This is a genomic window from Desulfosediminicola flagellatus (genome assembly GCF_005116655.2).
Classification (GTDB): domain Bacteria; phylum Desulfobacterota; class Desulfobulbia; order Desulfobulbales; family Desulfocapsaceae; genus Desulfopila; species Desulfopila flagellata.
Genome location: NZ_CP050698.1, coordinates 2,889,792 through 2,914,978, shown reverse-complemented (window position 1 = coordinate 2,914,978; position 25,187 = coordinate 2,889,792). Strand labels below are relative to the sequence as shown.

Genomic DNA, 25,187 nt, shown 5'->3' with positions numbered 1-25,187 from the left:
TTGACTGAACACATCGTATACCAGTTTAAATCAAACACTGTAAAAGAGAGAAGGTATGGCAGAGTTGCAAGTAGGACTTGGAGACCGCAGTTATCCTATTTATATTGAACCCGGTTGTTTGAGCCGCATTGGGGATGATTTAAATCGGAGAAAAATTGGTAACAGATATGCAATAATTTCTGATTTGAATGTTACCAAGCTCTATGGCGATAAACTTCTTGAAATACTTTCCAATGCCGGGATTAAAGCTAAGTTGTTTCCTTTTCCAGCTGGCGAAAAGAGTAAAAATCTTTTTACTGTAGAGGCGCTTGCCAGCAGACTTGCTCAAGCAGGCTATGACCGTCATGATGCAATAATTGCTCTTGGTGGTGGTGTTACGGGAGATCTTGCCGGGTTTCTTGCTTCTGCTTATATGCGTGGTATACCGTTTGTTCAGGTTCCAACTACTCTCCTTGCCCAGGTAGACAGTTCCGTAGGCGGTAAGACCGGAGTAGATCTCGCCGAGGGGAAAAACCTTGTAGGCGCTTTTTATCAACCTGAAGCGGTTTATATCGATACACTGGTGCTAAACACTTTACCGAAAGAAGAGTTGCTTGGCGGGCTTGCCGAAGTTATCAAGTATGGAGTTATTCGGGATGCAGATTTCTTTACATTTTTAGAAGAATATCGTCGAAAGATATTGGCACTCGATTCAGATATTATTGTGAAGATGATATCACGATGCTGCGAGATTAAAGCTGAAGTTGTTGCAGCCGATGAGCGGGAAGGGGGCTTACGTAAAATTCTCAATTATGGTCACACTATTGGTCATGCCGTAGAGGGGGCTTCTCGTTACGAACTTATTCACGGGCTCGCTGTAGCAATCGGGATGGTAGCTGCTTCCAGATTGAGTTTGATTAAAAAGAGCCTTACTGAAAAAGAAGAAGAGCGTATTTATTCGCTGATTTCTGCTTACGGTATGCCAGTCAATGTACCCCGTCACCTCGATCGTTCTCTGATTAAACGGTATCTGAAAACCGATAAAAAGGCTGTGGCGGGTAACGTGTTTTATATTTTGCCAGACGCTATTGGCTCCACATACATTACCGACCAGGTTACCAGCGAAATGGTTGATACCGTGCTGGAACAGAAGTAAAACAAACGAATAGCACCTAACCGAATAACTTTTACTACTACAAAAGCAGATATGCCGATTTACGAGTTCTATTGTAAGCAGTGTAATATAATCTTTAATTTTTTTTCCTCTCGAATTGACACTACAACTTCGCCGGATTGTCCAAAGTGTAGTGAGAAGAATCTGCCTAGACAGATATCCCGGTTTGCAACAATTCGATCTGGTGGCAAAGATAGTGCTGATGATATGGCAGGTCTGGACGAGGCTGCAATGGAAAGGGCCTTCGAATCTCTCATGCGGGATGCTGATAAAGTCAATGAAGATGATCCCAGGCAGATGGCTTCATTAATGAGAAAATTCACCGCAAAAGCCGGATTGAATTTAGGCGATGCGATGGAAGAAGCAATCAGCAGAATGGAAGCTGGAGAAGATCCAGATCAGGTTGAGCAGGAGATGGGAGACTTACTGGATCAGGATGATCTAAGCCTGAATGCATTAAGCAAAAAGGTGAAGTCGGTCAGTTCTGAACCTGTCAGGGATGAAAAGCTCTATAAGCTATAGTTGGTTTTTAAAAAGAGCCTTGCCTGTACTTCTAATTGGTTGATGGTCGTTACACTGGAGAGTGGGGCGACCATCAATTGGATAGTTAATATTCCGAGGATGATTTTTGGAGCTTAACGAAGATATGCGCGGAAAGGCCATTCTCGGACAGCCTCCTGGAGAGTGAGTCGATCATCAATTGGATACATGTTTCAGGATTTTAGTGGATGGTTTTCGAACTGTCATCAAAGTCACCAAAGGCATCAAACGGCTCTTCCTCCATTCCCTTTTTAGCTATAATTTCTTTTACTTCATCTTCAGATATTCCAAGTGTTTCAGCAAGCTTCTCAGTATCATAGATAGGTTGACCGTCAGATGTGTAGTGTGAGGGCTTAAGCTCAGGGAACTGAATTTTAGTGGCGGTATTAGAAGCATCAAGCAGTATTTTTTGTATAGAAGACGGCCCGTATTTCAGTAGCCATTCAACAGCTTCAGCCCACAGTTTAGAATCAACCGTAGGATGTTGGAGTATCTTGAGTGCACTCTCCAGGTTCCATTCATCTTTAAAACTCATACAATCTCCTGTAGCATTACTGTTTATTTATTACTTGGGTATACTATAATGAGTTTTATTGTATCTGCAAAGCTTGAAAAACTGTTGGTAATACTATTGTTTCCTCAGTGGCTACAATCATTATAATGCGTGTAAAAGGAGTGGGTATGAACAGGTTCGGTGGTGGTGTTTTCCTTGAAAATATAGAATGGTTTGATGAGAGCGGAAAGGAACTTGTACACCGACTTCCTGAGAGTGGATCTGGAGAAATAAAATTCGGTGCTCAACTTACAGTTCGTGAAAGCCAGGCTGCGGTAATGTTTTATGAGGGAAAGGCATGCGATGCTTTTGGGCCCGGCAGGCATACTTTAAAAACACTGAATCTTCCTATACTCACAAAAATACTCTCAATCCCCTGGCGGGGTGACAGCCCTTTACGTGCAGAAATGTACATGGTGAACCTGAAATCTTTCACTAACCTTAAATGGGGTACTAGAAACCCTGTTGCGTTCAGGGATTCTGAGCTTGGTTTGATACGGTTGCGTGCTCACGGCATTTTCAATATACAGGTCGTTCAGCCAGTGCTGTTTATAAATACACTTGTCGGCACAATGGGGAAGTTCACCACTGACGATGTTGAGACATACCTCAAGCGTGTAATCGTGTCCAGGTTAAACGATTACCTCGGAGAAAAGCTCGATTCTATTTTAAATCTTCCAGGAAAATTCGACGAATTATCTGACGAGTTGCTTGGTAGACTGGTAAAGGATTTTTCCCATTTTGGTCTTAGATTAAGTCATCTCTATATTACCTCCATTACTCCTCCTGATGAAGTTCAAAAAGCAATAGATGATCAAAGCCGTATGAATACCATTAAGGATATGGACAAATTCATGCAGATGAAAGCTGCAATGGCTATGGAAAAAGCGGCATCAGCTCAAGGAGAAGCGGGTGCTGGAATGGGAATGGGCATGGGATTGATGCTTCCGGGAATGTTTGCGAAGGCCTTTTCTGAAGAAAAAAAAGTGAATTCAGCATCCAACACTGAAAACGTGTCGATGGTTGCATGTCCTGATTGTTCGCACAAGATTTCGGCTGATGCGAGGTTCTGCCCGCTATGTGGTCATCAGCAGGTCGTTTTGAGTCAATGTCAAAGTTGTGGAAAGAATTTATCTCCAAACGCTAAATTCTGTTCACGATGTGGTTTGAAAGTGGAAGCTAAAGTAAGGGTAACCTTTTGTAGTAACTGCAAGGCTGAGAATCTTCCGCAGTCAATGTTTTGTAATCAATGCGGCGAGCGTCTGATCAAGTAATCAATGGAATTGACAATTGAACAACCGTGCCCTACGTGTGGTGCTGTAGTTTCACTTAGTGAGGATGACAGACTCATCAGGTGCGAGTTTTGTGATGTCGAAAATTACAAGATTCAACATAGTATCTCACGTTACAGCCTTCCAGCAAAGATCCCGCCACATATCTCCAACAGTGATATATTCTATGTACCTTATCTCAGATTTAAGGGATGTATTTACTACTGTCAGGGTGAACATCTTCGGCATAAACTTATCGATACCACACGTATAGGTGCAAATATTGATCAATTTCCTGTCTCGCTTGGTCTTCGGCCTCAGGCTATGAGGCTTCTTCCTGTGACCAGGCAATTGCCGGGTCAGTACATCAGGCAGAATGTGAAAGCCCAAAAGATATTTGCTGAAGCTGCCAGGCTAACTTCTCTATTTAATACGGATAGAACAAACACAATCACTCACAGAGCGTTTATCGGAGAAACGATTTCCCGCATATATTTTCCAGTATATACTCACAATGGCAGTCTTTTTGATGGAGTTAATAATTATGAAATAGGTTCATCTGCGGCTGCCAAACAACTCATTTCGAATGTAATAGCATTTAGTTCGGAGTGGGAACCCCGGTTTTTATCCACAATATGTCCTAAGTGTGGCGATTCGATGAACGGGAGTGCAGGTACCCTTGTAATGAATTGTGAAAACTGTGAAACTCAGTGGTATGAAGACGGCGGCAGATTCAAGGCCGTTGAATACAGGGTTATGCCAGCTTTATATGAAAAAGCGAAGTATATTCCATTTTGGTGCCTGGAACCTGAAGTTGACGGTTGCAGGCTTGAAAGTCTTGCTGACTTTTTAAAGCTCACTAATCAGCCCGTAGTTGCTCAGGAATATCATTACAGGAAAAAGTTGTCTTTTATCGTTCCAGCATTTAAGGTTAATCCGACTATCTACCTGAACACCGCAAAAAACCTCACTATTCTTCAATCCGCTTTTGAGAATACGATTACGCAGCGATTAACGAATATTTATCCTGTGACCCTTGAACATAAAGAAGCGGTTCAGTCATTGAAATCCGTGTTGGCTGCTTCAGCCCTGAGTTACAGGCTGGTAAGAGGGGTTATGGAGTCGATGACCTTTAATGTGGAAACCACGAAGTTGATCTATTTGCCGTTTAGGAATGCCGGTCATGACTTGATTGAACATCATACTGGAATGAGTATACCTGCTGCCGCGCTGAGGTTTGGTCGAAGCTTGTAGTCGTGAAGATATCGCATTCTTTGGTTTAATTTGCATCTTTTTGTCACCATTTCTGGTTTAATGGTTACCCGAACAAATCGCAGTAATAGCAATAAATGATTACAGTTAACGTATTGGACTAGAAACACGATGAACAATCATGAAAAATATATGTCAATTGCACTTGAACAGGCTGCAGATGCCCTGCGGGAAGGTGAGTTTCCGGTAGGTTGTGTGATAGTTGCAGGAAATACCATATTGGCAACGGGCAAGAGAGCAAATAGCGCGATTGAATTTAGTGAAATTGACCATGGCGAGATAATAGCTCTAAGGAATTTGCAGAAAACTCATCCGGATATAGACAGGAGTTCTGTAACTATTTACACGACCATGGAACCGTGCCTTATGTGCTTCTCAACACTGCTTGTTAATAATATAACAAAAATGGTCTACGCATATGAGGATGTCATGGGGGGAGGTACAAATTTGCCGATACGGCAATTGTCTCCACTTTATGCCTCGCTCGAAATATCTGTAACCAAGCATATCATGCGTCAAGAGAGCCTGAGATTGTTTCAGGCATTTTTCGGATCTGCGTCAAATGATTACCTGAAGGGCACATTGCTTGCAGAATATACGCTGCAACAACCATAGAAGAAACACATTACGTACCGAGGAACATAGTCATGAGTAATACGCCGCGAACAGTCGGATTCAGACGCGGAGAAAGAAATATCTTTTTTCATATTCTGACAGCGTGCAATCTTTCCTGTAGTCACTGCTATATCAACCCTGCTCAGCATGGCACCCAGACATTATCAATAGACACCATTAAATCGTGGTTAGGGATTTTTAATGATCCGCAGAAGAAAGGTAATGTCATTTTTCTTGGCGGAGAACCAACCATGCATGCTGATTTACCCACTGCTGTGAGGTTTGCTAAAGAAATAGGGTTTGACGTTACTGTCGATTCAAACGGATATCTCTTTCATGACTTTCTTGATAATGTTTCTCCTCAGGAGCTCGATTTCCTGAGTTTTAGCCTTGATGGGCCTGAAGCTGATGTAAATGATCCTATCAGGGGAGAGGGTGTTTTTGATGTTTGTGTTTCAAATATCAAAAAAGCAGTCGAGCGGAAATTTAACGTAAGTTTGATTTACACTGTAAGTAGCAAAAACATCTCCCACCTCAAGGATATGGTTCCGTTATTGATAGAACTGGGAATAAAGAAGTTTTTTATTCAGGTTATAGGTCTGCGAGGAAAGTCGGCACCAGTTAAAGACAGTGGTGCAAATGTTCAGGTGAGTCGCGAAGAGTGGTTGTCGATTGTACCCGATGTTGCTAAATCAGCTGCTGATGCTGGAATTCATGTCACCTTTCCAAAAGTTTTTCTTGAAAGTGATGAAGTTTTTGAATGTGCAGGATTGGTGGCAGAGAATTACTTTATCTTTCCTAACGGGAGGGTGTATCAATGTCCGCTTTGTGAGGATCACGCGATAAACAGTTACAGAATTGAGAATAATGTTCTGGTTAAATGTGATGGTTTGAATGAAGATAATTTCTTTCAACTGTCAATTGCTGAAGGGTGTGTGATGAACAAATTGCTTCAGCCGGACATTATAGACTATGACCAAGATGGGAATCCTGTTAACCGCATCTCCTGCTGCCTGCTTAAGCAGGAGATAGGATAGTGTGGAAATTGTATCCGCCGGAACGTATGCGGATACAATAGATTATGGCGTAGTTACTCCGTCCGGATGGAAAGGCATGGCGCGGAGAATATAGGAATCGATTCTACGCGAATACGATTTCAAATTTGCTCTTGTGGTGTTTCTTTTTTACTAAAAAGCGCAGAGAGAAATATGCCTATCTCATATAAAAAGAAAAGAGGGATAGCCAATAAGGCGGTAGCCATAAAGTCGCCCGCAGTAAGCAAAAAGGAAAGAACAAGAATAGCTATATAAAAATACATCCTCTTCTTTTTAAAGTACGCGGCTTTTACCAGATTAGCCCTTCCAGCCATAACCATCAGAAATGGTATCTGAAAGCTGATGCCAAAGGTCAGAACAGTTCGTGCGACAAAGGTAAGGTATAGACCAAGTTTGGGCAGTGGTTCAAGGCCTTCATTGGCATAACTCATAAGGTAGACCAGCATTTTTGGGAGCACAGCTATGAAAGCAAAAGTGCCGCCGCCAGCAAAGAGTATAGTCGCCCAGAAGACAATGATTACTGCCAGCTTTTTCTCTTCTTTTCTAAGTCCTGGAGAAACAAATACCCACATTTGATAAAGGGCTACCGGAAAGCTTGTAAAAATCCCGACAAGCAGAGCAAGCTTTATATAGCTGATAAACGCTTCCGGCAGGTTGGTATAGACAAGTTTGTTGACCAGGGGGCTGGCTGCAATGAGAGGTGAAATACAAACCTTCGCGATCTGTTCAGAAAACATATACGCGACAATTGTACTCACTATTATTGAAGCGAATACCTTGATCATCCTGCTGCGAAGTTCTAGATGGTGCGGCCTGAAGAAGGCAAGACTCCGCTCAAGGGCAGGGATGGTTTTTTGAAGATTGTAATTGCTCATTTTGGAGATGCAGGGTCAATATCATTTTGGGAGCTGTCTTCTGATGGCGCCGATTTTGCCTTTTCAGGTTCCGGGCTGACAACTTCAGTGAGATCGTCAGTTGTCAGGTCGACTATCTTGCTTTCGCCTGTATTGTCCATTGGGACATTGCGTGGATCAAGTCCGGCCTTTTTAAGTTCCTCATACGCTTTTGCCGCATTGTCAGTATCAGGATTGACGCCGCTGGTTGGGAAAAGGTCAGATTTACCCTTATCCGGGTGGTCAAGCATGTGGCTCTTGAATGATTTTGCCGCATCTTCGAGGTCGGGGCGAATATCATCAAGCGGATTACCATCTTCCTGCAGCTGGTCTTTAAGTCCCTCAGCTGTTTTTTTCAATTCCATAATACCTTTAGCAAGCGAACGTGCAAGATCCGGAAGTTTATCCGGGCCAACCACGATGAGTGCAAGTGCCAGGATTAAAATCATTTCCGGCAAGCCAATACCAAACATAGGTGTAGCCTCAAAGTTACTGTGTCGCCCTTGGCAGGACGGCAAATTATTACAAGATTTCTAAAGCAGTTCTCCCGGTCATATAGAACGGGACCAGCAGATCGTAGTTACAATTCTTTAGACTGGATCTATAGAACTGATTTGACCTGTCATCTTTGCATTACGCTAATTACATGTTGCCCTTTTATCTACTGAACCATAACGCAAATAGTGAGGTCAGGCGATTTGAGCGAAAAATCTCTTTTACATACACCTATTAAACCATAAGTCTAGGTTTAATGTCAGTGAGGTGAATTTTCAAAAAATATTCTAATACGTATTCGGGCACAGTTGCAATTTCGTGCATCCATTTGACGGATTGTCGGAATATGCTTACTTGTATACAAGTACTATACATCTGGGTGGCCCAACTTTAAGGTATTTGCAGAACAGTGTCAACGATAAGGCAATAGATGTATACGCTCATTCTAGTATTATAAATATTATTATCCAACCTACTGGTATTTTTCTTTTTTTTTTCTGTCAAATAGATCTTTCAGAGGTAATTTTTTGGGAGATTGACTTTACTAAGAGAGTTAGCTATATTTACGGGTTTGTCTCATGCAGACCTTGGGTTGCAACCGGTTCGGTGTGCTCTGTGCTCTGCCAACATAAAATAGCACTGCAGTTAAAACTTCAGGAGAATATAGATGTCCAGCGTTGTAGTTGTCGGCTCACAATGGGGTGATGAGGGTAAGGGGAAGATTGTCGATCTGCTTACACAGTACTCAGATTATATTGTTCGATTTCAAGGCGGAAATAATGCAGGTCATACACTAGTTGTTGACGGGAAACAGTTTATTTTCCACATCATCCCGTCAGGTATTCTCTATGAAGACAAAATGTGTATGATCGGTAATGGAGTCATTATTGATCCAGGCGTTTTGCTTGAAGAGATAGAACATTTAAAAGATAAGCAGCTTGAAGTTACTGCTGACAGGTTGATGATTAGTGAAAATGCGCATCTTATAATGCCCTATCACGCTCGACTTGATCAGGTTAAAGAAGCTGCACTTTCAGATGTGAAAAAAATTGGCACTACCGGTAGGGGCATTGGTCCATGTTACATGGACAAAGTTGGCCGCATCGGAATCAAGGTAGGGGATCTTCTTGATGAACAGCTCTTTAAAGAAAAGCTTAATGCAGCTCTTGAAGAAAAAAATTTCCTGTTGACCAAGAAATTCAATGCGGATCCTATTGCGTTCGAAGATGTGTATTCTGTTGCAATGAAGCACGCTGAACAACTCGAAAAGTATATCGGTAATGTTTCTGTAGTTCTTGATACTGCCAGAAAGGACGGTAAAAATATACTATTCGAAGGTGCTCAGGGTACTCAGCTTGATATCGATCACGGCACCTATCCTTTTGTTACATCTTCTAATACTATTGCCGGTAACGCATGTAATGGCGCAGGTTTTGGGCCGGCACATATTGATGCAGTTGTAGGTATCATGAAAGCATACACCACCCGTGTAGGTGCTGGTCCTTTCCCTACTGAACTTTTTGATGCTACTGGTGAAGAGTTACAGCAGAAGGGACATGAATTTGGCGCAACAACAGGTCGTAGGCGCAGATGCGGTTGGTTGGATGGCGTTGTAGCTAACGATGCAGTACGCTTAAACGGCTTGACCGGTCTTGCATTGACTAAGCTTGATGTTTTGAGTGGTCAGAAGACGATCAAGATGGCAAATGCGTATGATCTTGATGGCAAACCATGCCATGCAATGCCATCTAATATTAAACAGGCGGCCTCTGTAAAGCCAGTATATGAAGAGATGCCTGGTTGGAACAGTGAAATTGACGGAATTCGAGATTTTGATGATCTGCCTGCAGAGGCAAAAGATTACATAAAAAGAATTGAGGACTTTACAGGGATCAAAGCCCAAATTGTCTCTGTTGGACCTGATAGACGAGAAACTCTTTTACTCGAAAACCCGTTTGAAAAATAAGTAATCGAATAAAGTTTTAATCACGTTGGAAAAACTTTATGTTGTGTGATTACAGTTGCATAAATAGAAAAAAGGAAAATTATGGCGAGAATTACCGTTGAAGATTGTCTGGAAATAGTTGGTGATGATAACAGATTTAATCTTATTCACCTGGCTGTACAGCGAGTAAAGCAGCACAGGCAGGGAGAACCTTTTGTGGTTGAAGGCAAAAACAAGGAAATTGTTATGACCTTGAGAGAAATTGCCTCAGGAAAGGTGACAATGGAAAATATCGATTCATTGCCTGAGAAGCTTGAGGCAGATGATATAGAATCAGGCAAAGCAGTAGATGCTTCTGCCGCAATCGCGTAATGATAAAGTAGTTAATAGAAATGAGCAAAGATTATTACGAGGTTTTATCAGTAGCTAGAGACGCATCCGCTGGTGAAGTAAAAAAAGCATATAGGAAGCTTGCCATGAAATATCATCCGGACAGAAATCCGGATGATAAAGAGGCCGAGTCACTTTTCAAAGAGTGTACCGAGGCCTATGAAGTGTTGAGCGATGAGAAAAAACGTCAGATTTATGACACCTATGGCCATGAAGGTTTGAAAAGTAGTGGCTACAGTGGTCCAGGTAATTTTGAAGACGTTTTTTCCAGCTTTGGTGATATTTTCGGTGATCTATTCGGGTTTGGCGGTGGCAGAAGCCGCGGTCATAAAGATGGACCTGTACCCGGAAATGATCTTCGCTACGATGTAAATATCTCTTTTATGGAAGCCGTCCACGGTGTCTCAAAAGAGGTCGAACTCAGTAGGCGTGATACATGCTGGACATGTGAAGGAACTGGTAGCAGGCCTGGACATCCGAAAAAGACCTGCCCGAGCTGTAATGGCAGAGGTCAGGTAATTCGTTCTCAGGGCTTTTTTCAGGTCAGTTCAACCTGCCCGCAATGTCATGGGGAAGGGGACATAATTACAGATCCATGTACTGATTGCGATGGTTCCGGTCTTGTTCATAAGAGCAAACTTGTAGCTATCAAGATCCCAGCAGGCGTTGATAATGGTGCCAGGATGCGCCTGCGTGGAGAAGGTGAGGGTGGGCGAAAAGGTGGTCCTTCCGGTGATCTCTACGTAATTGTCCATGTTGAAGATCACGAATTCTTTATGCGCGAGGGTGATATTATTTTTGCCCGTTTACCTGTATCAATGGTAAATGCAGCGCTTGGTGCCAATATTGAGGTGCCGACAATCCATGGCAAGAAGAAACTTGAGATACCTGCAGGGAGTCAATCTGGTGAGCGTTTCACTCTTCGCAATGAGGGGGTCCCGAGGTTGCGTGGCGGTGGTCGTGGAAACATGATTGTTGAACTTCAGGTCTTGACACCAACAAACCTTTGTGAAGAGCAGATAAATGTTCTCAAAGATTTCGATTCTTTATGCCAAAAGCATGGCCAGCAAAAAGAAACAGAAAGCTTTTTTGGTCGGTTGTTTAATGAAGTTATGGGTAAAAAATAATACGTGACGATAACTATGGTCGAAAATTCAGACAGTAAATTTACCCATTTTGATGCTGAAGGTAATGCTGTGATGGTTGACGTGAGCAAAAAAGACGAGACTACTCGTGTTGCTCACGCTACCGGTAAAATCAGCATGAGCAAAGAGGCTTTTGAAAAGGTTAAGAGCGGCAATATGAGCAAGGGGGATGTTCTTGGTATAGCACGAATTGCCGGAATTATGGCAGCCAAGAAAGTAGACGATCTCATTCCTCTTACTCATCCTCTTTTAATTACTAAGGTTAGCGTTGACTTTTGCCTTCAAGATGAGGATAATTTGGTAGAAATTTTTGCAACAGTTGGTATCTGCGGTAAGACAGGCGTGGAGATGGAAGCGCTTACTGCGGTTTCAGTTGCTGCCCTAACCATTTATGATATGTGTAAAGCTGTTGACAAATCAATGGTTATAAGTGATATCAAACTGTTAAAGAAAACTGGCGGGAAAAGTGGGACCTATATCCGTCAGGGATAAATAAGATATTTATATGTAGCTTTATTTTTTTCGGTTTTAGAGGAGAGGCTGGATGGATAAGGAAATGGTAGAAATTTTCAAAGGAAAGCTTGCTGAAAAAAAGGCGGAGATCCTTGAGGAAGTTGGAAAAACGCTGAACGAAATGACGGATCAGACTACGAATATTCCTGATCCTAATGATCGTGCAACAGTAGAGTCCGGCCGTAGTTTTGAGTTGCGTATTCGTGATCGAGAACGTAAGCTTCTAAGTAAGATTGAGGAAGCATTAGGCAGAATTGACGAAGGAACATTTGGTATTTGTGAAGACTGCGGTGAAGATATAGGGCATAAGCGGCTTGAGGCACGGCCAGTGACTACTCTATGCATAGACTGTAAAACACTTCAGGAAACACAAGAAAAGGCAAAAGGACAATAGCCTGCGATGCCGGAGCTGCGAAAAGACCCAATTCTCGGCCGGTGGATCATAATTTCCAAAGAACGACGGAAACGACCGACTGATTTCCTGATTGATAAACACACAAGCAGCGGTGGGTTTTGTCCGCTATGCCCCGGTAACGAGAGTACTACACCGCCAGAAGTACTCGCCTTCAGACCTGGCATCCATTCTCATGGTGATACCTCAGGATGGCAGGTACGAGTAGTACCAAACAAGTACCCTGCTTTGGTCATTGAAGGCGGACTTGATAAAGAAGGAGAGGGGTTGTATGACCGCATGAACGGTATCGGTGCTCATGAAGTTATTATTGAGAGCCCTAACCATGAAGAATCCTTCTCCACCCTGTCCGCTGAGAATATGCTTTATGTTCTCAAGGCTTACAAAGAAAGAATTACCGATCTAGGGCGTGACCCCCGATTTAAATACGTGATGATTTTCAAAAATCACGGAAAAGCTGCTGGGGCTTCGCTCGAACACTCACACTCGCAACTTATAGCACTTCCGATCCTTCCACGAATGATAGTTTCTGAGTTGGACGGGGCGATGTCATATTACAAGTATAAGGAACGTTGTATATTCTGCGATATTATCCGACAGGAAATACAGCAGGATGTTCGTGTAGTTTGTCAAAACGCCAACTTTATTACACTCACACCCTTTGCTCCCCGTACTCCGTTCGAAATGTGGATTCTTCCTAAGAACCACTCTTCTGCTTTTTGTAAAGAGGATGACCGAACCCTTTACTCTCTTGCAGAAATTTTCTCGGATACTCTTAAACGACTTGATACCTGTATTCCTGATGTTCCGTATAATTTTGTTCTGCATACTGAACCACTGCGTTCAGGCGGGCTTGAACATTATCATTGGCATTTCGAAATAGTTCCTAAGTTAACCTCCATCGCAGGCTTTGAATGGGGGTCCGGGTTTTATATTAATCCGATGCCACCTGAAGAAGCTGCCACATATTTACGTCAATCTCTTGAACTCAAATAGAAGGAGAATTGTGTGAAAAAGATTCTGCTTGTAGATGATGAAGAAAGTATACAACTACTGTATCATGAAGAATTCCAGGATGACGGATATGAGGTAATTTCTGCCATGAATGGGGAGGAAGCTCTTGAGAAATATAAAGAGAACCCACCCGATCTTGTGATTCTGGATATTCAGATGCCTGGAATGAACGGAATTGAAGTTCTCAGGCAAATGAAGATGATGAATGAGAAAATTCCTGTTATCTTGAGCAGTGCCTACCATGAATATAAACAGGATCTTGGAACATGGGCATCTGATGAATACATTGTGAAATCAGCTGATATTGATGATTTGAAAAAGGCGGTAAAGAAGCTGATTGGATAGAGAAGGGGCAAAAGATATACATGTGTATATAAAAGTGCCTGAAGTTCTATGAATTAACTGATCTGGATTTAAATGCTTGAGCCAGGCAGACCGACAAATTGTTATACATGAAAGACATTCAGAGTCAAGTTGATCACCGTCGAATTAACATTAAAAAGGTCGGTGTAAAAACTGTTTCTTATCCCGTTACTGTGCGTGATAAAGAAAAAAGGCATCAGCAGACCATAGCCACCTTTAATATGTATGTTAATCTTCCTCACTGCTTTAAGGGAACACATATGAGCAGATTTGTGGAGATTCTTAACCAGTATCATGGTGCGATTGACCTGCAGAATTTTCATCATATCCTTGAAGATATGAAAAATCGTTTAGAAGCCGAAGCCTCTCACATGGAAATAGAGTTTCCATATTTCCTTCGGAATGGCAGTACAGACGAATCACTCATCATTAGACACTATGACTGTATGATGTGCGGGTCTGTTGGTAATGATCCAGATTTGGAGTTCAGAGTTAAGGTACCGATATCCTTACCTATGGCAAGTAAACATAAGCTAAACTCACTGCCTCGTTCATTAGGCAATTGGGGGCAGGCAAAGGTTTCTGTAAGATTTAGTACATTCATGTGGATTGAGGATCTTATTCTTGAAATCGAGAAGTGTATCGAGAAGGAAATAGAATCTCTCTCATCTTTAGAACAGAAATACTTGTCAGTTGAGGAAGTAACACGTAGTATTGGGACCTGCCTTTACGAGCTGAATGAAGTTAAAAGTTATTCTGTACGTGTTGAGAATTTGTCAGAAGATTATTCAACCTTTGCAATGCTCGAGTCCTAATGGCAGGTCGGCCCGCTGGCCAGACAAACATTTCTTATTAATTACATTACCAGATAGATAAATTATGCGTGATCTACTCTATGAGATTGGAACAGAGGAGTTGCCTGCTAGCTTTGTGAAGCCTGCCCTTAAGCAACTTCAGGAAAACTTTGAGAAAAAAGCTGCTGAGCTGAAAATTCAGCACGGATCTATAGTCGTTAAAGGCACGCCTCGACGCCTTGCAATGATTGTAAGCGACCTAATGGTTAAGCAGGAAGATATCTGCGAAGAACTTCTCGGACCATCGGTTAAAGCTGGATTGGACCCGGATGGCAATTTCACCAAGGCTGCAATTGGTTTTGCCAGATCTAAGGGTGCTGATGTAACTGATCTCAAAAAGGTTGATACCGCAAAAGGCGAATATCTGATGCTTGTGAGAGAAGTTACAGGAAAAGAAACAGTTGAGTTGTTACCAACAATACTCAAAGAGCTTTTGCTTGAGCTATCATTTGCCAAGTCCATGCGCTGGGGAGCAAATCATATCGCATTTGCCCGGCCTATCCAGTGGATACTCGCGCTGTTTGGTACTGAGGCAATCACGCTTGAGCATGAAGGTATTTCTTCATCTAATGTTACGCGGGGGCACCGTTTCTTAGCTAACAGTGAATTCGTTATAAAGGATAGTTCGGCGTACGAAGAGGTTCTGCGATCCAATTTTGTTGTTGCTGATATCCCAACCCGTAGATCAATGGTGGTTGAAGAAATTAATCAAGCAGTCGCTGATTCTGACCTTCCTGACGATGCTAAAGTAGCAGTCGATGAGGCACTTGTCGATCTTGTGACCAATCTTGTGGAAATTCCATATGGTGTATGTGGAAGCTTTGATGAAAAATTCCTTCAGCTTCCCGATGAGGTGCTGATTACATCAATGCGGGAACACCAGAAATATTTTCCGGTTGTTAACCCGGAAGGTAATCTGCTCCCTGCATTTGTTGCTGTAAACAATACGAAAGTAAAAGACACAGATATGACCAGAAAGGGTCATCAGCGTGTATTGAGAGCACGACTCGAAGATGCTCTTTTCTTTTTTAATAGTGACCGAGGCGGAAGTTTGGAAGAAAAGCGAGCCAGACTTGATGGTATCATTTTTCAGGCAAAGCTCGGTACTATGATTGATAAGAGCGACAGGCTTGTAAAGCTCGCCCGTATCCTCGCTGAGAAAATTGCTCCTTCAAAAATTGAAGAAGCTCATCGGGCTGCATATCTTTGCAAAGCTGATCTTATTTCAGACATGGTCGGTGAGTTTCCTTCACTTCAGGGGGTAATGGGTGCTGCCTACGCTAAAAATGACAACGAGCATGAAGATGTAGCGCTTGCCATCAAAGAGCATTACATGCCTAAGCGGGCGGGTTCTGAGCTGCCATCTTCTGAAGTCGGTGCGATTGTTGCTCTTGCTGATAGGTTTGATACACTTGCTGGTTGTTTCGGAATAGGATTAAAGGTCACCGGAACTGCAGACCCATTTGGACTTAGGCGCTTGTCTCTTGCTGTACTCAATATCCTTGCTCAAGGCGGGTGGGATATTTCTCTTAAAGAAGTTATCCACAAAGCACTTGCTTTATACGGTGACAAGGTTGATGGCAGTTCAGCTACAGTAGATATCATTGTTAATTTCATTAAGGGAAGGTTTGTCAACGATTGTGTTGCAAAAGGTGTTGATGCAGGTGTTGTTGAAGCTGCAACTTCAGTTTCTTTTGATGTTGTTAATGATGTTCTTGCTCGAATCGATGCTCTTCGCGAAATACGTAAGGATGAAGCTTTCAATGTGCTTGCATCTTCATATAAGCGCATTCGTAATATAATTAAAGATAACAGCGATGTCTTGGTTGATGAGGCTCATTTTACTGAAGACGCTGAGAAATCACTCTATGTTGCGTATGTTCAGGTACACACTGAAATGGATAAGTACCTTGAAGGAAGAGATTATGCTGGAGCGCTTCAGGTAATGCTGAAAATGAAGCAACCCGTAGACGGATTTTTTGATGATGTAATGGTTATGGTCGATGACGAGGTTGTACGTAAGAATCGATTGAATCTGCTTACAGCTATTGGTGAGTTGATTCTGAAGGTTGGTGATATTTCGCGGATTCAGGAAAGTTAATTGTTTGAATATTCGCAGACGGTTTGATTACGGGTATTTTCAGTACTGAAAGTAATCGTAATCAATACAAAATAAAAAGGGTGTCATCCTGTTGAGGATGACACCCTTTTTTTTGTATTTAAAAAATAGGTTACAAAAAACTATTTTTTAACGTGACAGGTATTACACTTTTTGAGAGCTTTTTTTGCCTCATCTTTTTGGGCGACTTCTTTGTGACATGTAAGGCAGTTAGCGTGAGCAGCACCTTTAAAGGTATCAAGCTTCTCTTTGCCACTTTTCTTCCCAGCGAGTTTTTCCTCGTTATGGCAGGACTGACATTTGCCTATTTCCTGACCATCTACATAGGCAACCTGTTTGCCATCATCAGTCATTGCATGATGACACTCCGCACATGTTAATAGGTCCTGATGAGCTTTGTGTGGAAAGAATGCTGGTTTTGGTTTTGCTGACCCTGCTGTTTCAAGAGTCATCTCAGCAGGACCCATGTCAGCAGCAACACTCAGACTTGCAATACCACCAAATACGAAAGTTGCTGCAGCAATCGTTACTAGTACTTTTTTTATCATAATATCTTCCCCTTTTAAGTTAGTTGATCTGGTGTGTTTAGGGTTTGGACTACTATATTTTTTTTAGATATACAGCCTTTCCTTACACTTGTCAAACAGCTTAAATGGTTAATAATACAGGTTGAAAAACACCACGATGTCGTATTTTGGTCAATTGGAACCATAGCTGTGCAAGCCAGACAACAAGAAGTTCACGCCGTAATAAGTGAAAATCACGGAAATAAAACCAATAAGCGCCAACCATGCGATGGTTTTTCCACTCCATCCACGAGTATAACGAGCGTGAAGAGTAAACGCATAAACGAACCATGTAATAAGAGACCATGTTTCTTTAGGATCCCAACTCCAGTAGGTTCCCCATGCAGAATCAGCCCATACAGCTCCAGTGATAATTCCTGCTGTTAGCCAGATAAAACCAAAGACCATAGTTTTATGGGTTATGTCATCAATGATTTTAAGCTCAGGAAGTGTTGATAAGATCGGTCCAGGATTTTTAGAACTACTTTTAAGCAGATACATCAAACCAAGCCCGGCAGCCACTGCAAAAGCGGCATAGCCAACAAAACAGGTCACAACATGAGCAATAAGCCAGTTGGATTGCAAGGCAGGAACCAGTGGGCTGATAGATTTATTGATCTCTGTTGAAAATGAGGCGTAAGCCATTGCCAGAAAAGCAAAAGGTACTGCAAAGGCTCCGATAATTTTAGTTTTGAATTTCCATTCAATTATCAGATACAGGATGATAATTGTCCAGGCAAAGAAAACTACAGATTCGTACATGTTGGTTAAAGGGGCATGGCCAAATCCCAATTCGTAAGATTCATACCAACGCAAACCTAGACCAGCAGTCTGGATTACCAGCGCAATCGCTGTGAAGGTGGTTGCTATGGCACCGAGCTTTTCAGCTTTAAAGACCAGGATGGCAACATATAGCAGTGTAGAGAAGAGGTAAGTAAAAGTCGTGATGCCTAGTAATTGCGAGCTATCCATTCGAGAGACTCCGTATTAATCAATGGTCTGGTACGTATTTATAAACGTATTAATCGTCTTCGTAGTTGTTTAGGTATACTGGATCTTTCTACTTTTTAGCTGCATCTTCAACAGTTGCAGTCAATTGCGAAAACATTTTCTCAAACCCGATTTTATTCTTATTGGTGGTTCCTGCTAAAATAATATCGTTGTTTTTTGCAGTAGTCGAACCATATACCCAAATGCGTTGGTGTGACATGAAAAAAGCAAGATAAAGTCCCAGCATCATGAGGAAGAATCCAAGATAGACTAACCATACACCTGGATCTTTTGCAACTTGAAGACCGGTTGCATACATCTGTTTTACACTGATAGAGATATTGCCGTCGCCTTGCTTTACATCTGTCTCAGCCGTTGACTCAATCCAGAACTCTGCAGGAGTATTGTCTCCAGCCTGTAGCCATACTTTCGATCTAACTACTCTGTCACGAATAACTTCCGCTTTTATTACTCCGAACCGGATATTTTTTTCTTTCCAGATTGTTTGTTGCTGATAAGGCACAACAAAAGTCCGCTCACTATTATCTGTGGGATCTTTGATGTTTATAACAAAATCACGATACCCCTCATAACTTGCCTGGTAAAATGTGATGCCATTGTAGACGAGGGGTTTGTTAACCTCAATTTCTTTTTCGAGTACTTCTTTGCCGTCTTCGATAACCACAAGCCTGGATGTATATTCTTTAGGCATGCCGTTGTCGTAAAACTCTATATCAAAAAAATCACAGCGAACATCAAACCCAAGTTCAATAGGTTGCTGAGTATCATGAGAGAATATTTTAGACGTTTGTTTGGTCTCAGGGATCATTACACTTCCTTTGAAACCAAGAAAGTAGCCAACTGTAGCACCAAAAAAGATGATGAGTATCGAAGCATGGACAATGTAAACCCCTGTGCGCGTCCAGGCACCTTTCTGCCCAGCAATTAGAAACGAATCTTTTTCTTTACGCAGTTGGGTTTTCCATCCCTCTTTTTTTAAGATAGTAGAGAATAGTTCTTCAGTTTGAGAGGGGTTGGAGGTGACATAACTTTTGAAGGGCATACTCTCAAGTTTATTTCCGGAAACCTGTGTCTGATCAGCAACTATCTGACGCCATACAGCTGGAAATCTATCGAGGCTACAGATGATGAGATTGACACTGAGTAGACCGAGCAATGCCAGGAACCAATATGAGGTGTACATTTCCTGAAAATCGAAAAGGAAGAAAAAACGGGCAAGATTATCCCCATACCTCTCTGCATAAAAAGCAAATGAATTGTTTTGCGGTATAACTGTACCGATAATTGAGGTAATGGCGATTGCGCAAATGGTGAAAAGAGCAAGCTTTACCGAGGCAAAAAAGTTCCAGACCTGGTTTAGGATCTTCATTTACAACCTGTTTATTTAGAATTATTGTTAGGTTATTGTATAGCAGCGATAATAATGCGTAGCCGATTTTAACAATTTCCTGTCAAATGGTACAAGGATTGAGTTGTCTTTATGTAATATTTCAAACGCGGTTCCTATTATATATGGAAGAATCTATTAGTCAATAATCCAGTAATATCCTATCCCTCTAAAGCCTTAGAAAAAACACTGATTCGTAGTTTCTTAGCTTAAGTCAATGAATTAAGATTTGAACTCAGGTAACGGCACGTTGTGGTGTGATCATGGTATGGTTCTGTTCTGAATTTTTGTGTATTATAACATGACAAAATATTTTTCCGGGATCTGGTACAATAATATTGAGAGTTGGAGAATGTTCGAGAATAGGAGTTTTGGTCAATATTCTGGCGTATCCACATAAAAAGAACTTTCAGATAAATGATTTTTGAGTCTACACTTACCTGCGAGTAATAACTTTTCGACCAAAACACTGAATTGAGTGGGCAGGGGTATGTGTGACAGGATTCTGGAGGTATCTGATGTCAGAAGTATTCAAGAAGGTTTCGCTTCTGTAATCGTCGTCAAACCAGAACATAGGAGTGAAGTCAACAATTGTAGATTTATTGGAGGTGTTTTATAACGCTGTTCATGGATAAAGCATATGCAGCATAGTACGAGTTAAATTGTGACAAATGAAATAGATGCTTCTAGTCAATAAGTGTTCAAGCAATTACAAAATCGACCTTTAATTAAGATTTTATAGCAAAAAATAGTTGAGCTTCTAAGCACCAACCACGTAACTCTTCCTTTTGAGGAAGAGTTACGTGGCAATATCGATCCAAAACGTTTACGAACCAGAAACTCGTGGCATGTTGAAGCCTTCGCAAGATATAATCATGTCAGAGCCTGGAAAAAAACTTGCTTTAGCTACCGAAAGAAGGTAATAGAGAGAGTTCTGGATTGAATTTTTATCACACACATTTTCTCGTTCTTTTTCAGTCTTGGCTAAGATTTGGAAGAAGAATAGCATATAAGGAGAGTTAACGATGGCTAAGGTATGTGAAATTTGCGGAAAAGGCCCGGTTACAGGAAATAATGTTTCTCACGCTCACAATAAGACACGACGACGTTGGTTGCCAAATCTTAAGCGTGTTCGTATGGTTACTGGTGCTGGTGGTGTTAAACGTGCACGAGTTTGCACCCGTTGTATCCGTTCCGGTTCTGTTGTAAAACCTGCGTAATAAAATTTATATTATTTGTGTAAAGAAAGGCGAGTGGGGTATTCCTGACTCGCCTTTTTCAGGTTTGAGGGAAATCCATGAGTGACGATAAAATTACCTTTCTTCCTTACGAGCAGGCTATAAATCTTGTTGGTGCAATTCAGGAAGAAGAAGATATTGAGCGACCTAACAAGCGTATTCTCACAGTTTACAGCAAAAAAGATAAAGAGCTATGCTGGTTTGACTTTGAAGAGACCCTCGCTGCCGTAGGTGAAGTGAACAAAGCTGACAAGAAAGAAGCTGTACAGAATTATGTGCTGAATCATATCCCCGACTGGGTATTGGAAATCTGATATTAATCTGATCAGTTGAGTTTGTAGAAGGGCACAATTGGCTATGCTAGCCAATTGTGCTTTTTTTTTATGCAATGTTTACTTGTTCTGCCGGGGGAAGTTTAGATAGGAATCTCTAAAGGTCCGACTGAAGCCAGGTTAAAAGCAAGTCCGGGAAGAGTGAGCATCGTTCAAATGCATTGTAGGCATGTCTTTTTCTGACTTCCAGCCCTCGGTGAATAACAGAAACAGGTCTGTCTGATGAGACAACAACTACGATTGTATCTCTTCTTATTGCAGTAAATCGCAGTGCTGAGTTGTACCGGGCGCCACGTGCTCTATCTTCCGAATTGACATGTAATCCGTCTAAAAGGCATGCGAAACCATGGAGATGTATATCTTTGCCGATATGCAGTGCTCCATCAGTTTTAGAGAGACCAGCAGCGAGTGCAAGTCTTTTAGCGTCAAGCAAATTGATTGGACCATCAAGAATTTGACCGGAAATAGGCATGTGCATGTTTTCCAGGTCTATCACCAGCGTGCAGCCAAATCCGTTTGTTTCAGCATTGTGAACTAATGCGGAAACAACCTGGAACAAGCTGTTTCTGGTTGTAGTATCCAGTTCGTAGTCCAGGAGTATTTCTTCAACTTCAAACAGTTTCGCCCTATGGGTTGATGAGCTGAAACTTCCATCCTCAAAACTGCACACAGGATCATTGTTCAAACGCAAAAAGCCTAATTTTCCTTGAAAGTCAGCTACAAGACAGAATTCTGGTAGGTTATGGTCGCATACTCCAAGGATTCGTGAGCCATCAGAGACGAGCTTATTATTTGTGTCTTCAACTGATAGTAAGAGTTTTCTAATGTGTTTGTGATGGTGTAGGTGTGGTTGTTGATCTGCTTGAAACCGGGCAATAAAAACTACCTGATCAAGAAGGCGTGGTTCGACGAAAATTAATTCACCGTGAGGTACTGCGCCTTCTTCCGGTGTTTTGGAAATGCCGAGCACTGATTCAAGTACCTGATATATCCTAATATAAGAATCAAGTCCAAGGTGTAGGTTGATGCGGTCGACGATATAGTCGTGGACCGCATGGCTGGTATATTCCCTTAGAAAACTCCCAGATATTCCTGTATAAAGACTACTTTCATTTGCAATGTCATGTGAGAATCTCAATACTGAATGCTCAAGCCATCTTTCAGTAGGGCCCACTGAGCACATGTCAGGATGATGTTCAGTAAACCACATTTGGTAATATACTGCACCAGACCTTCCTCCATAGCTAATCAATCCGTCTAGCTGGAGGTTGTCTACCGGATCTATGTGGTTGAAAAGTTTACGGTCATATCGACGATAGGACGCACTTTTCCAGTCGTCATTTTGAATGTAAATATCATGAAGTATCGGTTCATAACCACGTAAAAGATTTTGGGGATCGCAAATATGAAGTGGGGTTTTGGGGTCTAAAGCGAATATCACAGCACTTCGACTGCTTCCTGAAAATCGTGATAAACCTTCGCGTAACCCGGCAAGCGTGTCATTGATGCAGCGACCTGCAAAGTCAGAAGTGTGAGATATGGTCATGATGAGGATTAGTATATGTAAGAGTATAAGTAGATTGTCTATTTAGATTAACTTACCATATCATTATATATTTCATGCATAAAATTTATAATGATAATGAGGTTTACTGGAAGTGTAGATATAAATGGGAACAATCCAGCCATCAGGATTGTTGTATCATAGTTATTACGAGAAAGTCTGTAAGGAGAGAAGGTTAAAGCTCTGCAACAATTGAAAAAACAATTTACCTTGAGTTTTACTGAAAGTTATACGATTTTCAAGGAGGTTGTCTGATTGTACCCTTTGTGCTGAGTCTTCATTTACCTGTTTAACTCAGCGTTATTGAAAAAATATCAATGCTCACAGGTAAATGTTGATTTTGATAAGATAATACCTATATGACTGCACCTACTTTTCCAGCAATTCCTTCATTTAAGAACAAAAAACACTTGATCCGAAAGTTGCCTGCCATGACTCAACAATGAGGTGCGTATAAATTTCGCTTTATCAGTTGATCCTTGCGGAAAAATTGGATTAAGTTGAATCGGCCTATATGAGTACAACTCATCCTCTACAGGCGCTAATGGCTGAAGAGGATGATGATTTTTGCTGCAAGGGTTGCGTGTGATTAATCCGCCTACAAGATCAGGTGTGACTTAGTAATCCCAACTATTTTTGACTCGGTTTTTTTTCCCATGGCGATGATTGTTATATCTGCTTTCATAGGGATTGTTAGACCAGCAGGTTTTGGTTACGACCCGTTTTGTTTGACCATGTCGTTCCTTGATTTTTATTGTCTTTTTGCATACTTTGTTTGTATTTCGGACTTTTTTCATATGATTAGGAGCGAATGGTTTGCCAAATTTCTGGGTGTGTGAGTAGGTTCGTGGAGGTTGATATGTTCGATGGTGAACAACGCGCTGGCCTTGGTGGTCCATTTCATTGCCGATCATATAACCGAACAGGCCGCCAACTGCAGTGCCTATAAGAGTGGCCTCTGTATCTCTGCCTATAGCTTGGCCGAGAATAGCGCCACTACCAGCACCTATGATTACTCCGTTGGTTGTATTGTGATTTGCCTTTGCATTAGAGTTAATTGTTGCACTTAATAATACGACACAGGCTATTACGAGTAGGCGTTTCATGGTATTCCTCCTGGTGAAATTGTTCGTTGGTGGTTCTGTTTCCTGTGCCTTTTATATAAAACTGAATTGAGAGTTAACCTAGAGGACATCAGGTGAAATGGGGCTGGATTCGAGTCGATATTGGGTCGATGTCGGGTTGCGGTGTTAGCGAATATGCTACATATACCGGTAGGTTGGAGGTGTTGGTCTGTTTGTCCCGATTTGTGTTGATGAATTTGACTTTTTGTTTGATGGATATCTGAAGATATGTCAGGTCGACTATGAATAATCCTATAGCCATAAGCAGATGTTTGCTTGGAGAAAACGTTCGCTATGATGGAACGGATCTAAAACTTGATAATTGGCTGCTTAAAGCAATAGCAGAGCATTATCAGATTTTTTCTTTCTGCCCCGAGCTTGAAGGAGGTTTACCTGTTCCACGTGAGCCTGCAGAAATTCAGGGTGGAGATGGTGAGGATGTTCTTTGCCACAAAGCACGAGTGATCACGGCACTTGGAGATGATGTGACAGTTGAATTTATTTCAGGTGCTCAAAAGCTATTGGAGTTATGTAAGAAATACCGCATTAAACTTGCGGTTCTCACAGAGCGGAGCCCTTCATGCGGTAGCAAAACTATTTATTCAGGCTCTTTTGATGGATTGACGATGGAAGGGGCAGGAGTTTCTGCTGCTTTACTTGAGAAGAATGGGATCAGAGTGGTTAATCAATACGAAATTCGTGAAATCGTCTATTGCAATAAGGTCACTTGAATGATTCATCGTTTTTTAGACTAAAGAAGTATTATGAGACCAGCTACCCAGGCTAACTCTTCATTTTCATCTGAACCTGCATTGCTGAATAACTCGGTTGACCAGCCGGCAGATTTCATTAACTCTCCGACATTGACTCCATAACCCGACATGGATTGTCGTGCCTTGGTTGGGTGTCGACAGGTTCCATCTCCGTTAATTACATTGCAAACCAGGTGTTCATCGCAAAAACTCTTCTTGCATGAGCCGGCAGCAAGTCCCAGTGAGTTTGGAAAGCCAATCCTCTGAGCCTCTAATTCTATTTCTGCTGTAATTTCATGGAGAAGCTGCATGACGAACGGTCTTTCTTCACCATGTAAGGAGTCGCCCTCTACTTCTATTCGGACAACAATGACATGTTTAGATTGTTTAAGAAGATTTCGTAACATGGAAGGGCCGGATATATGCGGTGGACAACTTGCAGATTGGCCGAAATGGGGACACTTTGGTTCTCTGCAAAAGGCGGAAAGCCGGTTCTCAATCGTAACTTTATCCGGCTGAATGCAGCTGGCTTTTGTTGCACCTTTTTGTCTGGCATATTCAAGCAGCAATTCGATCCTGTTGTCATTCATGGTAGGAGGGTGTCCGAGAAT

Annotated in this window: 27 protein-coding genes; 18 read left to right on the top strand and 9 right to left on the bottom strand. The window is 41.9% G+C overall.

Going from position 1 to position 25,187, the window contains the following annotated elements:
* Window positions 1–55 precede the first annotated feature (55 nt).
* Both aroB and FCL46_RS12200 read left to right on the top strand, forming a co-directional pair.
* Window positions 56–1,135 (top strand): 3-dehydroquinate synthase, encoded by a 1,080-nt coding sequence (gene aroB / locus FCL46_RS12205; protein WP_136808404.1) that lies wholly within the window; start codon window positions 56–58, stop codon window positions 1,133–1,135.
* A 51-nt stretch (window positions 1,136–1,186) separates the two neighbouring features.
* Window positions 1,187–1,675 carry an FmdB family zinc ribbon protein gene (locus FCL46_RS12200; RefSeq protein WP_136808403.1) on the top strand — a complete coding sequence of 163 codons (489 nt, stop codon included), beginning with the start codon at window positions 1,187–1,189 and terminating at the stop codon, window positions 1,673–1,675.
* 199 nt (window positions 1,676–1,874) lie between these two features.
* On the opposite strand, the gene FCL46_RS12195 is transcribed toward FCL46_RS12200, so the two are convergent.
* Entirely contained in the window at window positions 1,875–2,228 is a 354-nt protein-coding gene (locus FCL46_RS12195; protein WP_136808402.1) for a hypothetical protein, read from the bottom strand.
* A 146-nt stretch (window positions 2,229–2,374) separates the two neighbouring features.
* On the opposite strand from FCL46_RS12195, the gene FCL46_RS12190 reads away from it, so the two are divergent.
* The 4 genes from FCL46_RS12190 to FCL46_RS12175 all read left to right on the top strand — a co-directional run bounded on the left by FCL46_RS12190 (window position 2,375) and on the right by FCL46_RS12175 (window position 6,441).
* Window positions 2,375–3,520, top strand: a complete 1,146-nt coding sequence (locus tag FCL46_RS12190; RefSeq protein WP_136808401.1) for an SPFH domain-containing protein — start codon at window positions 2,375–2,377, stop codon at window positions 3,518–3,520.
* 3 nt (window positions 3,521–3,523) lie between these two features.
* Window positions 3,524–4,771 (top strand): TFIIB-type zinc ribbon-containing protein, encoded by a 1,248-nt coding sequence (locus FCL46_RS12185; RefSeq protein WP_136808400.1) that lies wholly within the window; start codon window positions 3,524–3,526, stop codon window positions 4,769–4,771.
* Window positions 4,772–4,921: 150 nt separating this feature from the next.
* On the top strand, window positions 4,922–5,404 hold the full coding sequence (locus tag FCL46_RS12180) for a nucleoside deaminase (protein WP_267313766.1): 483 nt from the start codon (window positions 4,922–4,924) through the stop codon (window positions 5,402–5,404).
* Window positions 5,405–5,436: 32 nt separating this feature from the next.
* Window positions 5,437–6,441 carry a radical SAM protein gene (locus tag FCL46_RS12175; protein WP_136808398.1) on the top strand — a complete coding sequence of 335 codons (1,005 nt, stop codon included), beginning with the start codon at window positions 5,437–5,439 and terminating at the stop codon, window positions 6,439–6,441.
* Window positions 6,442–6,560: 119 nt separating this feature from the next.
* Here the strand turns inward: FCL46_RS12175 and tatC are convergent, their stop codons facing one another.
* Window positions 6,561–7,334 carry a twin-arginine translocase subunit TatC gene (gene tatC / locus FCL46_RS12170; protein WP_136808397.1) on the bottom strand — a complete coding sequence of 258 codons (774 nt, stop codon included), beginning with the start codon at window positions 7,332–7,334 and terminating at the stop codon, window positions 6,561–6,563.
* Window positions 7,331–7,825, bottom strand: a complete 495-nt coding sequence (locus FCL46_RS12165) for a twin-arginine translocase TatA/TatE family subunit (RefSeq protein WP_136808396.1) — start codon at window positions 7,823–7,825, stop codon at window positions 7,331–7,333. Before FCL46_RS12165 ends, tatC begins: the two co-directional genes overlap by 4 nt.
* 689 nt (window positions 7,826–8,514) lie before the next feature.
* Here FCL46_RS12165 and FCL46_RS12160 point away from each other — a divergent pair.
* From FCL46_RS12160 to glyS, 9 genes are all read left to right on the top strand, one after another.
* Complete coding sequence (locus FCL46_RS12160) at window positions 8,515–9,813, top strand: adenylosuccinate synthase (RefSeq protein WP_136808395.1); 1,299 nt, start codon at window positions 8,515–8,517, stop codon at window positions 9,811–9,813.
* Window positions 9,814–9,894: 81 nt separating this feature from the next.
* Window positions 9,895–10,164 (top strand): DNA-directed RNA polymerase subunit omega, encoded by a 270-nt coding sequence (gene rpoZ / locus FCL46_RS12155; RefSeq protein WP_136808394.1) that lies wholly within the window; start codon window positions 9,895–9,897, stop codon window positions 10,162–10,164.
* 20 nt (window positions 10,165–10,184) lie between these two features.
* Window positions 10,185–11,309, top strand: a complete 1,125-nt coding sequence (dnaJ, locus tag FCL46_RS12150; protein ID WP_176371600.1) for a molecular chaperone DnaJ — start codon at window positions 10,185–10,187, stop codon at window positions 11,307–11,309.
* Window positions 11,310–11,324: 15 nt separating this feature from the next.
* Window positions 11,325–11,819: a cyclic pyranopterin monophosphate synthase MoaC gene (gene moaC / locus FCL46_RS12145; protein WP_136808392.1), complete on the top strand. Its 495-nt coding sequence runs from the start codon at window positions 11,325–11,327 to the stop codon at window positions 11,817–11,819.
* Between the two features lie 52 nt (window positions 11,820–11,871).
* Complete coding sequence (dksA, locus tag FCL46_RS12140; RefSeq protein WP_136808391.1) at window positions 11,872–12,234, top strand: RNA polymerase-binding protein DksA; 363 nt, start codon at window positions 11,872–11,874, stop codon at window positions 12,232–12,234.
* Window positions 12,235–12,240: 6 nt separating this feature from the next.
* Entirely contained in the window at window positions 12,241–13,248 is a 1,008-nt protein-coding gene (galT, locus tag FCL46_RS12135; RefSeq protein WP_136808390.1) for a galactose-1-phosphate uridylyltransferase, read from the top strand.
* 12 nt (window positions 13,249–13,260) lie between these two features.
* Complete coding sequence (locus tag FCL46_RS12130; protein WP_136808389.1) at window positions 13,261–13,611, top strand: response regulator; 351 nt, start codon at window positions 13,261–13,263, stop codon at window positions 13,609–13,611.
* A 107-nt stretch (window positions 13,612–13,718) separates the two neighbouring features.
* Complete coding sequence (locus FCL46_RS12125) at window positions 13,719–14,444, top strand: GTP cyclohydrolase I FolE2 (protein WP_136808388.1); 726 nt, start codon at window positions 13,719–13,721, stop codon at window positions 14,442–14,444.
* A 64-nt stretch (window positions 14,445–14,508) separates the two neighbouring features.
* Complete coding sequence (glyS, locus tag FCL46_RS12120; protein WP_136808387.1) at window positions 14,509–16,584, top strand: glycine--tRNA ligase subunit beta; 2,076 nt, start codon at window positions 14,509–14,511, stop codon at window positions 16,582–16,584.
* 140 nt (window positions 16,585–16,724) lie between these two features.
* Here the strand turns inward: glyS and FCL46_RS12115 are convergent, their stop codons facing one another.
* The 3 genes from FCL46_RS12115 to resB all read right to left on the bottom strand — a co-directional run bounded on the left by FCL46_RS12115 (window position 16,725) and on the right by resB (window position 19,548).
* Window positions 16,725–17,150, bottom strand: a complete 426-nt coding sequence (locus FCL46_RS12115) for a cytochrome c3 family protein (protein ID WP_136808386.1) — start codon at window positions 17,148–17,150, stop codon at window positions 16,725–16,727.
* A gap of 150 nt (window positions 17,151–17,300) precedes the next feature.
* Window positions 17,301–18,140, bottom strand: coding sequence for a c-type cytochrome biogenesis protein CcsB (gene ccsB, locus FCL46_RS12110; RefSeq protein ID WP_136808385.1), 840 nt, complete (start codon window positions 18,138–18,140; stop codon window positions 17,301–17,303).
* Window positions 18,141–18,228: 88 nt separating this feature from the next.
* A complete protein-coding gene (gene resB / locus FCL46_RS12105; RefSeq protein ID WP_136808384.1) occupies window positions 18,229–19,548 on the bottom strand; it encodes a cytochrome c biogenesis protein ResB in 1,320 nt (439 codons plus the stop codon).
* 1,043 nt (window positions 19,549–20,591) lie between these two features.
* Here resB and rpmB point away from each other — a divergent pair.
* Both rpmB and FCL46_RS12095 read left to right on the top strand, forming a co-directional pair.
* Window positions 20,592–20,786, top strand: coding sequence for a 50S ribosomal protein L28 (rpmB, locus tag FCL46_RS12100; protein WP_136808383.1), 195 nt, complete (start codon window positions 20,592–20,594; stop codon window positions 20,784–20,786).
* A gap of 77 nt (window positions 20,787–20,863) precedes the next feature.
* A complete protein-coding gene (locus FCL46_RS12095) occupies window positions 20,864–21,118 on the top strand; it encodes a hypothetical protein (RefSeq protein WP_136808382.1) in 255 nt (84 codons plus the stop codon).
* 115 nt (window positions 21,119–21,233) lie between these two features.
* On the opposite strand, the gene FCL46_RS12090 is transcribed toward FCL46_RS12095, so the two are convergent.
* Window positions 21,234–22,682, bottom strand: a complete 1,449-nt coding sequence (locus FCL46_RS12090) for a DNA integrity scanning protein DisA nucleotide-binding domain protein (RefSeq protein ID WP_136808381.1) — start codon at window positions 22,680–22,682, stop codon at window positions 21,234–21,236.
* Between the two features lie 635 nt (window positions 22,683–23,317).
* Entirely contained in the window at window positions 23,318–23,806 is a 489-nt protein-coding gene (locus FCL46_RS12085) for a glycine zipper domain-containing protein (RefSeq protein ID WP_136808380.1), read from the bottom strand.
* 260 nt (window positions 23,807–24,066) lie between these two features.
* Here FCL46_RS12085 and FCL46_RS12080 point away from each other — a divergent pair, with 260 nt between their 5' ends.
* Window positions 24,067–24,555 (top strand): 2-thiouracil desulfurase family protein, encoded by a 489-nt coding sequence (locus FCL46_RS12080; protein ID WP_217909619.1) that lies wholly within the window; start codon window positions 24,067–24,069, stop codon window positions 24,553–24,555.
* A gap of 20 nt (window positions 24,556–24,575) precedes the next feature.
* Here FCL46_RS12080 and FCL46_RS12075 read toward each other — a convergent pair whose 3' ends face one another.
* Complete coding sequence (locus FCL46_RS12075) at window positions 24,576–25,166, bottom strand: DUF2284 domain-containing protein (protein WP_136808379.1); 591 nt, start codon at window positions 25,164–25,166, stop codon at window positions 24,576–24,578.
* Between the last annotated feature and the right edge of the window lie 21 nt (window positions 25,167–25,187).

Excerpts from the sequence above, each read along its gene's own strand:
- aroB (WP_136808404.1), top strand. The coding sequence starts at position 56 with ATGGCAGAGTTGCAAGTAGGACTTGGAGACCGCAGTTATCCTATTTAT.
- FCL46_RS12200 (WP_136808403.1), top strand. The coding sequence starts at position 1,187 with ATGCCGATTTACGAGTTCTATTGTAAGCAGTGTAATATAATCTTTAAT.
- FCL46_RS12195 (WP_136808402.1), bottom strand. The coding sequence starts at position 2,228 with ATGAGTTTTAAAGATGAATGGAACCTGGAGAGTGCACTCAAGATACTC.
- FCL46_RS12190 (WP_136808401.1), top strand. The coding sequence starts at position 2,375 with ATGAACAGGTTCGGTGGTGGTGTTTTCCTTGAAAATATAGAATGGTTT.
- FCL46_RS12185 (WP_136808400.1), top strand. The coding sequence starts at position 3,524 with ATGGAATTGACAATTGAACAACCGTGCCCTACGTGTGGTGCTGTAGTT.
- FCL46_RS12180 (WP_267313766.1), top strand. The coding sequence starts at position 4,922 with ATGTCAATTGCACTTGAACAGGCTGCAGATGCCCTGCGGGAAGGTGAG.
- FCL46_RS12175 (WP_136808398.1), top strand. The coding sequence starts at position 5,437 with ATGAGTAATACGCCGCGAACAGTCGGATTCAGACGCGGAGAAAGAAAT.
- tatC (WP_136808397.1), bottom strand. The coding sequence starts at position 7,334 with ATGAGCAATTACAATCTTCAAAAAACCATCCCTGCCCTTGAGCGGAGT.
- FCL46_RS12165 (WP_136808396.1), bottom strand. The coding sequence starts at position 7,825 with ATGTTTGGTATTGGCTTGCCGGAAATGATTTTAATCCTGGCACTTGCA.
- FCL46_RS12160 (WP_136808395.1), top strand. The coding sequence starts at position 8,515 with ATGTCCAGCGTTGTAGTTGTCGGCTCACAATGGGGTGATGAGGGTAAG.
- rpoZ (WP_136808394.1), top strand. The coding sequence starts at position 9,895 with ATGGCGAGAATTACCGTTGAAGATTGTCTGGAAATAGTTGGTGATGAT.
- dnaJ (WP_176371600.1), top strand. The coding sequence starts at position 10,185 with ATGAGCAAAGATTATTACGAGGTTTTATCAGTAGCTAGAGACGCATCC.
- moaC (WP_136808392.1), top strand. The coding sequence starts at position 11,325 with ATGGTCGAAAATTCAGACAGTAAATTTACCCATTTTGATGCTGAAGGT.
- dksA (WP_136808391.1), top strand. The coding sequence starts at position 11,872 with ATGGATAAGGAAATGGTAGAAATTTTCAAAGGAAAGCTTGCTGAAAAA.
- galT (WP_136808390.1), top strand. The coding sequence starts at position 12,241 with ATGCCGGAGCTGCGAAAAGACCCAATTCTCGGCCGGTGGATCATAATT.
- FCL46_RS12125 (WP_136808388.1), top strand. The coding sequence starts at position 13,719 with ATGAAAGACATTCAGAGTCAAGTTGATCACCGTCGAATTAACATTAAA.
- glyS (WP_136808387.1), top strand. The coding sequence starts at position 14,509 with ATGCGTGATCTACTCTATGAGATTGGAACAGAGGAGTTGCCTGCTAGC.
- FCL46_RS12115 (WP_136808386.1), bottom strand. The coding sequence starts at position 17,150 with ATGATAAAAAAAGTACTAGTAACGATTGCTGCAGCAACTTTCGTATTT.
- ccsB (WP_136808385.1), bottom strand. The coding sequence starts at position 18,140 with ATGGATAGCTCGCAATTACTAGGCATCACGACTTTTACTTACCTCTTC.
- resB (WP_136808384.1), bottom strand. The coding sequence starts at position 19,548 with ATGAAGATCCTAAACCAGGTCTGGAACTTTTTTGCCTCGGTAAAGCTT.
- rpmB (WP_136808383.1), top strand. The coding sequence starts at position 20,592 with ATGGCTAAGGTATGTGAAATTTGCGGAAAAGGCCCGGTTACAGGAAAT.
- FCL46_RS12095 (WP_136808382.1), top strand. The coding sequence starts at position 20,864 with ATGAGTGACGATAAAATTACCTTTCTTCCTTACGAGCAGGCTATAAAT.
- FCL46_RS12090 (WP_136808381.1), bottom strand. The coding sequence starts at position 22,682 with ATGACCATATCTCACACTTCTGACTTTGCAGGTCGCTGCATCAATGAC.
- FCL46_RS12085 (WP_136808380.1), bottom strand. The coding sequence starts at position 23,806 with ATGAAACGCCTACTCGTAATAGCCTGTGTCGTATTATTAAGTGCAACA.
- FCL46_RS12080 (WP_217909619.1), top strand. The coding sequence starts at position 24,067 with ATGAATAATCCTATAGCCATAAGCAGATGTTTGCTTGGAGAAAACGTT.
- FCL46_RS12075 (WP_136808379.1), bottom strand. The coding sequence starts at position 25,166 with ATGAATGACAACAGGATCGAATTGCTGCTTGAATATGCCAGACAAAAA.